This is a genomic window from Cupriavidus sp. FW305-3-2-15-C-LB2 (genome assembly GCF_058787575.1).
In genome coordinates this window covers 153,297-166,351 of the sequence record NZ_JBYSZW010000008.1, presented here as the reverse complement: position 1 = coordinate 166,351, position 13,055 = coordinate 153,297, and the positions used below count along the sequence as shown (strand labels likewise).

The following is a 13,055-nucleotide window of genomic DNA, read 5'->3' as shown; positions in this document are numbered from 1 at the left end:
CAACGCCCCCATGACCCCGACCCTTCTGATCGCCGACGACGAAGCGCTGCTGGCGCGCGTGCTGGAATCCGAACTGATGTCGCTGTGGCCCGAGGCCCGTATCGTTTCCGTGGTCCACGACGGCGTGGCCGCGCTGGCGGCGGCGCGCGAGCACCAGCCGCGCGTGGCCTTCCTGGATATCCGCATGCCGGGCATGAGCGGCATGGATGTGGCGCGCGAACTGATCGAATTCGACACCCCGCCACTGGTGGTCTTCGTGACCGCATACGACCAGTTCGCGCTGGAGGCGTTCGAGCGCGCCGCGGTGGACTATGTGCTCAAGCCGGTCCAGCGCGAACGGCTTGAGGCCACGGTGCAGCGTCTGAAGGACCGCCTGGCCGGCCCCGCCGACGATGAAGACACCGAGGCCGAAGCCTCGATCGCGGAGACGGACCGGCTTGGCCAGCTGCTGGCGCGGCTGGAATCGCTGGAGCACGCCACGCCAGGCCCGGGCGGCGCGCCGCAGCGGCAGTACCTGCGCTTTATCAAGGCACTGGTGGGGCAGGAGGTGCGTATCATCCCGGTGGACGAAGTCATCTACCTGGAGGCCACCGACAAGTACGTCAACGTGGTCTCCGGCGCCGGCGAAGCGCTGATCCGCACCAGCCTGCGCGAGCTGACCCAGCAGCTGGACCCGGAGCGCTTCTGGCAGGTGCACCGCGGCACCGTGGTCAACATCACCTGCGTGGCCAGCGCGGTCAACCAGTCGCTGGGACGGCTGTCGCTGCGGCTGCGCGACCGTCCTGAACTGCTGCCGGTGGCGCGACAGTACGCGCACCTGTTCAAGCAGATGTAAGCGCGGTTGGCGGGAGGCGTGGCCGCCACCTGGCTGCAGAGGACAGGGGTTTTCCTCTATGATGCGGGCTTCGGCCCGTATTTTTTTGGGCTGCCGCCTTCCGTCCTGCCGCATAGCCCCTGCCACCAGCGCCATGTCCACCGCCGCACTCGATCCCACGCGCAACCCTCTTCGTCATGACGCCCAGGTGATCGGGCTGGTTGGCCTGGCTCACGGGGTCTCCCACTTCTACCACCTGCTGCTGGCTCCGCTGTTCCCATGGATCAAGGCGGAATTCGGCCTGAGCTATGCCGAGCTGGGCCTGCTGATGACGGTGTTCTTCGCGGTCTCGGCGGTGGTGCAGACCGCGTCCGGCTTTGTGGTCGACCGCTTCGGCGCGCGGCCGGTGCTGTTTGCCGGGCTGGCCTTCCTGGGCGCCGCGGCCTTGCTGCTGTCGACCAGTTCCGGCTACGCCGCGCTGCTGTTCGGCGCGGCCGTGGCGGGGCTGGGCAACGGCGTATTTCACCCGGCCGACTTCACGCTGCTGAACAAGCATGTGTCGCAGCCCCGGCTGGGACACGCGTTTTCGGTTCACGGCATTTCCGGCAACCTGGGCTGGGCGGCGGCGCCGCTGTTCCTGGTGGCGATCGCCAACCTCGCCAGCTGGCGCGTGGCGCTGGCGGCGGCCTCGGCAGTCGCCTTTATCGTGCTGGCCGTGCTGGTTGTGCTGCGCCATGTGCTGGACCCGCGCGAAGTGCAGGGCGCCGTGGGCCGGCCCGCGGCCAAGGCTGCGGCCGGGGTGGCCACATCCGGCGGCAGCGTGCTGGGCTTTCTGCGCCTGCCGCAGGTGTGGGTGTGCTGGGCCTTCTTCCTGCTGACCACGTTCTCCGCGGCCGGCATCCAGAGCTTTGCCCCGACCGCGCTGACTTACCTGTACGGCATGCCGTTCACGCTGGCGACCGCGTCCTACACCATCTACATGCTGTGCAGCGCCGGCGGCATGATCGTCGGTGGCTTTGCCGCCGGCCGCACCAGCAACCATGACCGGCTGATCGCGGTGAGCTTCACGGTATCGGGGCTGATGGCGGTGCTGGTCGGGTTGAACCTGGTGCCGGCGCTGCTGGTGCCGGTGCTGATGGGCGTGATCGGCTTTGGCGCCGGTACCGCCGGGCCGTCGCGTGACCTGCTGGTGCGCGCCGCCGCCCCCGCCGGTGCCACCGGGCGCGTCTATGGCGTGGTCTACTCGGGCCTGGATATCGGCCTGGCGTGCGGCCCGCTGTTCTTCGGTGCGCTGATGGATGCAAAGCTGCCGGCCTGGGTGTTCTTCATGATCGGCGGTTTCCAGCTGCTGTCGATCTTCACCGCGGTGACAGTGGGCAACGGCAACCGCTCGCGCCGCGGCGCGGCGGCGGGCCAGGCGGAGGCCGCCTAGCCCGGGCCGGGCCACCCAAGCACCGCCTTCCGAATTCGATTGCCTGAGGATGCTTTCATGTCAATGACGCCGGCCAACACCACCCAGCCTGACGATTCCGAACACGGCACGCCGCTGCCGGGCGGCCATATCCTGGTCGATGCGCTGCTGGCGCACGGCGCCGAGCTGGCCTTCGGCGTGCCGGGCGAAAGCTACCTGGCCGTGCTCGACGGCTTCCACCGCCGCCGCGATCAGTTGCGCTTCATCATCTGCCGCCAGGAGGGCGGGGCCGCGGTGATGGCCGAGGCCTACGGCAAGCTGACCGGCCGCCCCGGGCTGGCCTTCTGCACGCGCGGGCCGGGCGCCACCAATGCCAGTATCGGCGTGCACACCGCCTTCCAGGACTCGACGCCGATGATTCTGTTCATCGGCCAGGTCGGCACCGACTTCATGGACCGCGAGGCCTTCCAGGAAATCGACTACCGCCGCATGTTCGGCCAGATGGCCAAGTGGGTGGCGCAGATCGACCGGGTCGAACGCATCCCCGAATACATTGCGCGCGCCTACCAGACCGCCACCTCGGGCCGTCCGGGCCCGGTGGTGCTGGCGCTGCCCGAAGACATGCTGGCGCAGACTGCGGTAGTGCCGCAGCTGCAGGCCTACCAGCGCGTCATGAGCTGGCCCGGCGAGGTCGACCTGGCGCGGCTGGCCGAGATGCTCGACGCCGCCGAGCGTCCCTTCGTGCTGGCCGGCGGCAGCGGCTGGACGCCGCAGGCCTGCGCCGACCTGCAGGCCTTTGCCGAGCGCTTCGCGCTGCCGGTGGGCTGCGCCTTCCGCGGCCAGGACCTGTTCGACAACTGCCATCCCAACTACGCCGGCGATGTCGGCATTGGCATCAACCCAGCGCTGGCCGAGCGCGTCCGCAATGCCGACCTGGTGCTGGCCATCGGCCCGCGCCTGGGCGAGATGACCACCGGAGGCTACGCGCTGATCGCCGCGCCGCGGCCCGCGCAAAAGCTGATCCACGTGCACGCCGGCGCCGAGGAGCTGGGCAGCGTCTACCAGGCCGACCTGATGGTCCAGGCGTCGATGCCGGCCATCGCCGCGCGCCTGGCCGGCCTGCAGCCCACGGCCGAGCCGCGCTGGCAGGCGTGGACAGAAGCCGCGCACGCCGACTACGAACGCTACCTGCAGCCGCCCCCATTTACGGGACAGGGGGTCGACATGGCCGAAGTCATCCGCACGCTGGACCAGCTGCTGCCGGCCGACGCGGTCGTGACCAATGGCGCCGGCAACTACGCCGGCTGGCTGCACCGCTATTTCCACTATCGCCCGTTCACCAGCGGCGGCCGCGGCCAGCTGGCCCCGACCAGCGGCGCGATGGGCTATGGCGTGCCGGCGGCGGTCGGCGCCAAGATCGCGTTCCCGCAACGCACCGTGGTGGCGCTGGCCGGCGATGGCTGCTTCCTGATGAATGGCCAGGAACTGGCTACGTCGATGCAATACCAGGCGCCGGTGATCTTCATCGTCGTCAATAACGGCATGTACGGCACCATCCGGATGCACCAGGAACGCGAATACCCGACCCATGTCTCGGGCACCGAGCTGCACAACCCCGACTTTGCCGCGCTGGCGCGCGCCTATGGTGCGCGCGGCGCCACCGTGACCACGACCGAAGCCTTTGCCCCGGCACTGCGCGAGGCATTGGCCGCACCGGTATCCACGCTGATCGAGATCCAGGTGGACCCGGACGTGATCACGCCGCGCACCACGCTGAGCGCCATCCGCGCGCAGGCGCTGGCCAGCCAGCAACAGTGAGGCCGAGCGGCCCGACCGGATACTTTCTTGCCTATCAGGAGACCATCGATGAAGCCTGTCACCACCGACCTGTGCGACGCGCATGAAGACCACCTTGCCGACGGCACCCTGCGCGTGATGGCGCCGGTGTTCCGCGCCTTCGGCAAGCAGGGCGCCTTTGCCGGCCCCGCGGCTACGCTCAAGGTGTTCGAAGACAACTCGCTGGTGCGGACCGCGCTGGAAGCGCCGGGGCAGGGCCGCGTGCTGGTGATCGACGGTGGCGGCTCGCTGCGCTGCGCGCTGGTGGGCGGCAACCTTGGCCTGCTGGCCGAGAAGAACGGCTGGGTCGGCATCGTCGTCAACGGCTGCATCCGCGATACCGCCGAGCTGGACGTGTGCGACATCGGCATCCGCGCGCTGGCCGTGCATCCGCAGAAAAGCCAGAAGCGCAACGTTGGCGAAAGCGACGTCGCGGTGCAGATGCCCGGCGCAGTGGTGCGCCCGGGCAACTGGATCTACGTCGACGCCGACGGCGTGCTGGTCTCGGACGAAAGGCTGGGGAACTGAGCATGCCGCGCGTCTTTGTCTACGGCACGCTGCGCGCCGGCGAGGTCAACGACCTGAACGCCGCCGCGCAGCGCCACGGCATTGCCGCGCCCACGCTGCTGGGCACGGGTACGGTGGCCGGCAGGCTCTATGACTTCGGCACCTATCCCGGCCTGGTGCTGGACGCCAGTGGCGGGCCGGTCGTGGGCGATCTCTACGAGATCGCCGACGCGCTGTTGCCGGTGCTCGACGAGATCGAAGAGGTTTATCCCGGCCAGGCCACGCTGTTCGTGCGCGAGGAACGGGCCGTGTTGCACAACGGCCAGCCTGTCGCCTGCCTGCTGTATCCGGTGGCCGAGTCCGCGGTGGCCACGCTGCCGCGCATCGACAGCGGCGACTGGGTGGCCTATCGCCGCGCACGCGATACCGCCGCGGCCTGAGCCCCGGCTCGTTTCAAACGGACGGCGCCCATTCGCGGCGCCGTCTGCTTTTGCGTAGCATGGCCGGCGATGACATCGAACAATGGAATCGACGGCCATGAACGCTCCGCAATCCCTGCCGCCGCAGGTCTTCCCTCGGCAGTGCTTTATCCACGCCGGCGACGTGCGGCTGTACGCCACCAGTTGGGGCGAGCCCGGGCCAGGGCGGCCCACCATCGTCCTGGTGCACGGCTATCCCGACAGCAGCGAGGTCTGGCACGACGTGGCGGCGCAGTTGGCGGGGCGCTTCCACGTGGTGGCCTATGACGTGCGCGGGGCAGGGCGCTCAACCGCGCCGCACGCGACTGACGCTTACCGGCTGCAGAAGCTTGCCGATGACTTCATCGCAGTCATCGACGCGGTCTCGCCGCAGCGCCCGGTGCACCTTGTCGGCCATGACTGGGGTTCGATCCAGAGCTGGGAGTTCGTGACCGATGCTCGGCTGCAAGGGCGCATCGCCTCATTCACCTCATGCTCTGGTCCCTGCCTGGACCACGCGGCAATCGGCTTGCGCGAACTGCGCGGGCAGCGGTCGCTGGCTGCGTTGGGCAAGACCTTGCGGCAGCTCGCAGCATCGTGGTATATCGGCGCCTTCCACCTGCCGTGGCTGCCTGAGCTGACCTGGCGGCTGTGGCTCGGCCGTGCGTGGCCGCGCTACCTGCGCCTGACCGAGGGCCTGCGCACGGGGCCCAGCCCCACACAAACAGCCGACGGTTGCCATGGTGTGCGCTTGTACCGTGCCAACTTCGTGCCCGTACTGCGTGCCCCGCGCCACTGTCATGCCCATGCGCCGGTGCAGGTGATCGTGCCGTTGCATGACCGGTATGTGAAGCCGGCGCTAACTGAAGACTTGCACCGCTGGACCACGCAACTCTGGCGCCGCACCGTGCCCGCGCACCATTGGCTGCCGCTGGCCGACGCCCAGGGGTTTGCCATCATGGTGCGGGAATTTGTCGAGCATATGGAAGGGGAGCCGGCCTCACCGGCGCTGCTGGCCGCGCGCCTGCGCTAGCGGAGGCAGCGCATCCTGCGCATATTTCACGATGTGGAAAGATGTTTTGGACCGCAAAAATACATGGTTTGCGGAGCACAAGACCATTTCTCATGATGGAAGATCATTTCCCGCATCGTGAAAAAAAATCTATAAACCATTGAATTATTGGAAGAAAAAACTAAGCGGGAACTGTAGATCAAGGTTGTTGCAACGCGGGAGGGTTCTCTACACTCTTATATAAGACTCATGACATGAGGCGCGAAAAACAGCAGGCGACGCAGCCACCGCGACGTAGCCCAGGTCAGGTGATCAACAGATTCTCAGCCATCCCCGCATCATCAGGAGAGTGACCATGACCCGCCAAGAACAGATCCAGGCCCTGCAGAAAGACTGGGATACCAATCCCCGCTGGAAAGGGATCAAGCGCAATTTCACCGCCGAGGACGTGGTGCGCCTGCGTGGTTCGGTCCAGGTCGAGCACACCCTGGCCCGCCGCGGTTCCGAGAAGCTGTGGAACCTGCTGCACACGGAGCCGTTCGTCAACTCGCTCGGCGCGCTGACTGGCAACCAGGCCATGCAGCAAGTGAAGGCCGGCCTGAAGGCTATTTACCTGTCGGGATGGCAAGTCGCAGGCGACGCCAACCTGGCCGGTGAAATGTACCCCGACCAGTCACTGTACCCGGCCAACTCGGTGCCGCAAGTCGTCAAGCGCATCAACAACACCTTCCAGCGCGCCGACCAGATCCAGTGGAGCGAAGGCAAGGGCGACACCGACTTCTTCGCCCCGATCGTGGCGGATGCCGAAGCCGGCTTCGGCGGCGTGCTTAACGCTTTCGAGCTGATGAAGTCGATGATCGAAGCGGGCGCCGCCGGCGTTCACTTCGAAGACCAACTGGCTTCGGTGAAGAAGTGCGGCCACATGGGCGGCAAGGTGCTGGTGCCGACCCGCGAAGCCGTCGCCAAGCTGACCGCCGCGCGCCTGGCCGCCGACGTCTCGGGCGTGCCGACCCTGGTGATCGCCCGTACCGACGCCGAAGCCGCGGACCTGCTGACCTCGGACGTGGACGACAACGACAAGCCGTTCTGCACCGGCGAGCGCACCGTGGAAGGTTTCTACCGCGTGCGCAACGGCCTGGAGCAGTCGATCTCGCGCGCCCTGGCCTACGCTGAAGTCGCTGACCTGGTGTGGTGCGAAACCGGCAAGCCGGACCTCGAGTTCGCCAAGAAGTTTGCCGAAGCCGTGCACGCCAAGTTCCCGGGCAAGATGCTGGCCTACAACTGCTCGCCGTCGTTCAACTGGAAGAAGAACCTGGACGACGCCACCATCGCCAAGTTCCAGAGGGAACTGGGCGCGATGGGCTACAAGTTCCAGTTCATCACGCTGGCCGGCTTCCACTCGCTGAACTACTCGATGTTCAACCTGGCCTACGGCTACGCCCGCAACCAGATGAGCGCGTTCGTGGAACTGCAGGAAGCCGAGTTCAAGGCCGCCGAGAAGGGCTTCACCGCGGTCAAGCACCAGCGCGAAGTCGGCACCGGCTACTTCGACGCCGTGACCCAGACCATCGAAGGCGGCCAGTCGTCGACGACCGCACTGAAGGGTTCGACCGAAGACGAGCAGTTCTTCGAAGACAAGAAAGTGGCCTGACTCTCCTGGTCACCCCCGCCGGAACGTGGGTCCGGCGGTTAAGGAAGGCGTGCGACCATCACGCCTTCTGATTTAGGCGCCGCGCCGTTCTCTCTCAGGGACGGCGCGTTTTTTTATTTTCCAATGCTGGGGCGGGTTAGCGGGTAGCTGTTCAACTGGTGTTCAAAACTCAAACTCCATGCAGAGTTACCGCCCAAGCCTGGCCGGGTTCACGCCGGCTATTTAGAAGCCTGACGCGGGACAGGTCAATGCCCGCATCTTCCAGAGCGGCGCGCATTCTCAAGTTATGTGTGCCGCCCCTTTTGCTTCGTGCCTTACCGCCTTTTCAATTCTTCACAATTGGAAAGTTCTGAAGCGTCAGCGCAGTCCATGTGTCCGCACGTCTTTGCGGAATAGGGATCCTAACGCGATTTCAGTCTTGCTTAATTCTGTTTTCAGGCGTTTTGGGCTGCGTAATTAGGAATCGTCTGATTTATTCCCCACTTCGCTGCTCCTATTATCGAGGCCGCGTTGCTGCACTCTCATTGGCTGGTCGATGGACGACCGAGCCACTGGCTGCTGACGGCGGCGACAGTCCACTTTCCACGGAGCGTGATTGCATGGGTAGCCGATTGCGGTTTTCCTTCCGTACCGTCACCGTTTCCGGCGACGGTCTGCCGGAACTGTTGGGGCAGCCATTGCTGCTGTTCTCCAAACTGTCCGGCACCGAGAGTATCAATTCCCTGTTCGAATACGAACTGGAACTGAAGACGCCCGACGAACGCAACGTGCTATACGGGCCGGCGGGTGACTTTGATATGGAGGCCATGCAAGGCAAGGAGTTGACCGTCAGCATCGAGCTGGACGGCTCCGGCACCGGTCCGGATGGCGGCTTCGGCAGCGGCAAGAGAGAGATTACCGGCCTCGTCACGGACGTACGCGGCCCCTACTACGAACACGAACGCATCCTGTACCGCCTGACCCTGCGCCCGTGGCTGTGGCTGGCCACGCTCACCAGCACCATCCGGCCTTATCAGAACATGACTGTGCTGGAAATCGTAGAGGCGGTGCTCAGCAAATACACTTTCCCGGTCGAGCGCCGCCTGCTGGATAGCCAGTATCCCAAGCGCCGATTTCAGATGCAGGCCGGCGAGACGGACTACCAGTTCGTGCGCCGCCTGCTCGCGGAATGGGGCGTGAATTTCCACTGGGAGCATTCGGACGGCCACCACCGCATGGTGTTGACCGATGGCAATGGCGCTTTCCGGAATATCCCCAGCCCTGCCTACCATGCCATTAGCTGGTATCCATCCTCGGACCGGGCGGACGAGGAACACCTTCACGAATTCGAGGTGCGCGACCGGCTCGTCTCGGGGGCCTGGGCGCAAGGCGATTACGACCACAACCAACCGCGCGCCGACCTCAATGTCTGCGCCGCCGACCCGCGCGACACCGGCCACGCGACCTATGAGCTGTATCACTGGCCGGGCGATTACGCCGAACCCAAGAGCGGCAACGATGCCCGCAAGGAAGGCGAGATGCTGGCGCGCATCAACATGGAACGCCTGCGGCAGCACGGCGTACGGACGCGCGGCAAGGGCAATGTGCGCGCGATGGCGTCGGGCCATACCTTTACCCTCAAGCGATTCCTGCGCACCAAGGCCAACCGCGAGTACCTGATTTTCGCCACGCACCTGCTGATCGAGGACGTGGGCGAGTTCGCCGGCAGCGGCCAGTCCTGGCGCTGCGAAGTCGAATTCGAGGCGCAGCCCACTAGCGAAATCTTCCGGCCAGAACTGGTCGAAAAGCCTTACATCGGCGGCCATCACAAAGCCAGGGTCGTCGGCCCAGCCAATCAGGAAATCTGGTGTGATGACCTGGGAAGGGTGCGCTGTCAATTCGTCTGGGACCGCTATGGCAGCTACGACGAGAATAGCTCCTGCTGGATTCGCGTCACCGGCTTTTCCTCCGGCGACCGCTTCGGCAACACGCACCTGCCTCGCATCGGCCAGGAAGTCATTGTCAGCTATGAGGGTGGCGACCCGGACCGGCCCATCATCATGGGACCGGTCAATAACCGGCTGAACCTGCCGCCGTGGGATCTGCCGAGCCAGCATGCCTTGTCCGGCTACCAGAGCAAGGAACTGTTCGGCGAAGGCCGCAACCACACGCTTTACGACGATACCCAGGGCCAGCAGCAGGTGCAGGTCGCGTCGGACCACCAGAACAGCCTGCTGGCGCTGGGCCACAACGTCCGCGTCAACGATTGGGAGGGGCGCAAGGACAAGCGCGGCGAAGGCTTTGAGCTTCGAACCGATGCGCATGGAGCACTGCGTGCCGCACTCGGCATGCTTATCACCACCTTCTCGCGCCGGAACGCCGAAGGCAACATGATGAATGTCAGCGATGTCATTCAACTGATGCAAAAGGCCCTGGATATCGCCAGCACCATGGGCGACAAGGCGACCGAGGCGCAGGCGCAGGATGGCGAACAGCCCGACATTGCAAGATTGCTGGAAAAGCAGCTTGAGCAAATCAAGGGCGGTGGCGAGCTGAAGGAGTTCACGGCGCCGCACCTGGTATCAGCGAGCCCCGCTGGCATTGTCTCGACCGCAGCGGGTTCCACGCACATCGCCAGCGGCACGCATACCGCGTTGACTACCGGGGAGCACCTGTCCGTGACCACGGGCGGGGGCTTCTTTGCCAGCATTCGCAAGGCACTGCGTCTGTTCGTATATGAAGCCGGCATGAAGCTGGTTGCCAACATGGGCGACATCGACCTGCAAGCTCTCAAGAACAATATCAACCTGTTGGCAAAGCTTGAAATCAACGCCACTGCCGGGAAGATCAGCCTAAAGGCAAAGGAAGTGCTGCTCGACGGCGGTGGCAGCTACATCAAGCTGACCGAAGGCGGCATTGAGAACGGCACCAATGGCGGGTGGATCGTGCACGCGGCCAGCAAGAACCTGACCGGTCCCAGCAGTCTTCCGGTGGAGCTAAAGGCGAGGCAAGTCTGCCTGGAATGCCTGCTCAAGGCGGCCGCACGCAATGCCGCCGTGGTTCCTCGATAAATAACCAGGAACAGCAGCTCGATGACAGAAGAAGAAAGCGCAGTTCATATCTACGTGCTGGCCGATGGCGCCGTGCATCCGACTCGCATTGGTGCATTGCTGCGCGAATCGGGCGCCGATTTTCGAAATGTGTATGCCGGCCTGCCCGAAGCCGATGCCGGCGACGCCTGCCTGTTCCTGGCGCGGGTGGACGATCCCAAAGCACCCTGGCTGGCGCAATTCGACGCGATGGATTTGTGGGCGCCATGCTTCACGCTCATCTGGAGCCGCGTGGACATTGACCGTCTCGCCCGTCATTTGCATCAGTTTCTCGTTGCGGACATTGGCGAAGGCATGACCGCCCTGATTCGCTACTACGACCCGCGCAACCTGCTGGTGACGATGGAAGTCTGGGGCGACGACATCGTGGAACGGATCATGCGACCCATTCAGCAATGGAAATACCGCGGCTACAGCGACGAATGGCAGTGCATTGACGGCCCGATGGAGGGCGAGAGCACACAGGAAACGCCGCTGTCCATTCAGCTCAGCCAGGAGCAACTGGACCGACTGACCGAACACTGCGAGCCGGATCAGTTGCTCGCGGCGCTCGCAGAGGATGGCGTGGTGGATGGGGCAGGTCCCTATCTCACGCGCTTCATGGATTTTCTGCCCCGTTATCAGCGTGCCGCCGAGTGGGGGCTGACAGAGCCAGCGGATCGAATGTACTTCTGCGAACTCTCGTACCGATACTGCCGCGACTTCGACGCCCACGATGAAATGCGACGCGCCTTGGAAGAACGTGCTCGTTCCGGGCAAGCCATGATCGCCTGCGCGGATGGGGTGCATCCATCCGTCTGGGAGCAGTTGGCGAAAAATGCAAAGCGGGAGGTCAACGCATGAAATCCTTGTTCGTGTCGGCCTTGATGGCGATATGCCTCGTCGTTTTGCCCGGCTGCAATCAAAGCTCCGTTGTTGGCACTCTGCCAAACGACGATCCTGACGCCCTGATGTCAGGCGATGTTGAGGGCCTGAACTACACCCCTTACTACGTTCACACCTTCAACATAGCGGGGCACGACAACGGCATCGGAGGCGGCGGGCCAAACATTGTTCCGGTAAGACCCGACTATATACCGACAGAGAGCGGTGGCGCCTGCTGTGGCACGTTTCCGGTCCGCTGGCGGCCAGGGCTAAAGGTCACGGTCCGCTGGATCGCCAACAAGAAACTTGATGGGCACGCATGGGGTTCCTGGTACAAGGCTGAGGCGGAAATTCCCGAATATGGCACAACCACTTATGGCATGTGGGTCATTTTCCTGCCAGGAGATCGCGTCAAGGTCATGGTTATGGATGGAAATGCAAACGGCTACAACAGGGTAAGGGCTCGGCCTGCTGACGACGATCCTTACGTGGCAGTCGGGCGGGTGGACGACGAAGCGAATCGTGAGGAAGAGGCAGCGCGCTTATTGAGATTCGGCGAGGTAATCAAAGCGGACCCATCAATCGGAGAGTCGAAATAATGAACGTATTGCGATGGCCGGAAAAAATTCCCCTGGGCGGCTTGGCGATAGATGCAAGCTGGGAGGTCAACGCCATGAAATCCTTGTTCGTGTCGGCCTTGATGGCGGTATGCCTCGCGATTCTGCCAGGCTGCAATGAAAGCACTGTCGTTGGAGCTCACTCAAACGACGATCCTGACGCCATGATGTCAGGCGATGTTGAGGGCCTGAACTACACCCCTTACTACGTTGACAGGTTCATCATAACGGGACATGACAATGGCATCGAAGGTGGCGGGCCAAACATCGATCCGGCAAGGCCTGACCATATTCCCGCACAGAGTGGTGGCGCTTGCTGTGGCACGTTTCCTGTCCACTGGCGTCCTGGGTTGAAGGTCACGGTGCGCTGGATTGCCAACAAGAAGCTCGATGGGCACGCTTGGGGTTCCTGGTATAAGGCGGATGCCGAGGTTGCGGAGTATGGCCTGCGCACAGGGGGGATGTTTGTCATTTTCCTGCCAGGGGACCGCATCAAGGTCATGGTACGAGACGGCAATGCGAACGGCCATAACAGCGTTGCTATTCGGCCGGCTGACGATGATTCCTACGTTGCCGTTGGTAAGGTGGACGATGAGGCGAATCGTGAGGAAGAGGAAAGACACCTCAGGAATTTCGGCAGCGTAATTAAAGCAGATCCATCAATTGGAGATTTAAGGCAATGAGCATATCGCGATGGCCTGAAATTGGAAGCGAGTGTTCGTTTCGGGGGAATTATGATCGCCTGCGCGGATGGGGTGCATCCATCCGTCTGGGAGCAATTGGAAGAAGATTCGAA

11 protein-coding genes are annotated in these 13,055 nt (G+C 63.9%); all 11 read left to right on the top strand.

The annotated features are described in order from the left end of the window. Positions 1-10: 10 nt before the first annotated feature. The 11 genes from AC3WRR_RS09070 (at position 11) to AC3WRR_RS09020 (ending at position 12,942) form a co-directional block, all read left to right on the top strand. The gene (locus AC3WRR_RS09070) at positions 11-835 is read left to right on the top strand and encodes a LytR/AlgR family response regulator transcription factor (RefSeq protein ID WP_010810508.1); all 825 of its coding nucleotides are present in this window, start codon (positions 11-13) and stop codon (positions 833-835) included. Between the two features lie 133 nt (positions 836-968). Continuing rightward, complete coding sequence (locus AC3WRR_RS09065; protein WP_037024085.1) at positions 969-2,246, top strand: MFS transporter; 1,278 nt, start codon at positions 969-971, stop codon at positions 2,244-2,246. A gap of 57 nt (positions 2,247-2,303) precedes the next feature. Beyond that, positions 2,304-4,043, top strand: a complete 1,740-nt coding sequence (locus tag AC3WRR_RS09060; RefSeq protein ID WP_371258347.1) for a thiamine pyrophosphate-binding protein — start codon at positions 2,304-2,306, stop codon at positions 4,041-4,043. Positions 4,044-4,091: 48 nt separating this feature from the next. Then, positions 4,092-4,589 (top strand): ribonuclease E activity regulator RraA, encoded by a 498-nt coding sequence (rraA, locus tag AC3WRR_RS09055; protein WP_010810511.1) that lies wholly within the window; start codon positions 4,092-4,094, stop codon positions 4,587-4,589. 2 nt (positions 4,590-4,591) lie between these two features. Then, complete coding sequence (locus AC3WRR_RS09050) at positions 4,592-5,008, top strand: gamma-glutamylcyclotransferase family protein (RefSeq protein WP_011615563.1); 417 nt, start codon at positions 4,592-4,594, stop codon at positions 5,006-5,008. Between the two features lie 82 nt (positions 5,009-5,090). Then, positions 5,091-6,059: an alpha/beta fold hydrolase gene (locus AC3WRR_RS09045; protein ID WP_492296726.1), complete on the top strand. Its 969-nt coding sequence runs from the start codon at positions 5,091-5,093 to the stop codon at positions 6,057-6,059. A gap of 334 nt (positions 6,060-6,393) precedes the next feature. After that, positions 6,394-7,689, top strand: coding sequence for an isocitrate lyase (aceA, locus tag AC3WRR_RS09040; RefSeq protein WP_010810514.1), 1,296 nt, complete (start codon positions 6,394-6,396; stop codon positions 7,687-7,689). A gap of 524 nt (positions 7,690-8,213) precedes the next feature. Continuing rightward, positions 8,214-10,739, top strand: coding sequence for a type VI secretion system Vgr family protein (locus AC3WRR_RS09035; RefSeq protein WP_492296724.1), 2,526 nt, complete (start codon positions 8,214-8,216; stop codon positions 10,737-10,739). 21 nt (positions 10,740-10,760) lie between these two features. Then, a complete protein-coding gene (locus tag AC3WRR_RS09030; RefSeq protein ID WP_010810516.1) occupies positions 10,761-11,621 on the top strand; it encodes a DUF4123 domain-containing protein in 861 nt (286 codons plus the stop codon). Continuing rightward, complete coding sequence (locus AC3WRR_RS09025) at positions 11,618-12,241, top strand: DUF3304 domain-containing protein (protein ID WP_454749113.1); 624 nt, start codon at positions 11,618-11,620, stop codon at positions 12,239-12,241. Before AC3WRR_RS09030 ends, AC3WRR_RS09025 begins: the two co-directional genes overlap by 4 nt. Beyond that, positions 12,241-12,942, top strand: a complete 702-nt coding sequence (locus AC3WRR_RS09020) for a DUF3304 domain-containing protein (RefSeq protein WP_234788203.1) — start codon at positions 12,241-12,243, stop codon at positions 12,940-12,942. The genes AC3WRR_RS09025 and AC3WRR_RS09020 overlap by 1 nt, the downstream gene beginning before the upstream one ends. The last annotated feature ends 113 nt before the right edge of the window (positions 12,943-13,055 follow it).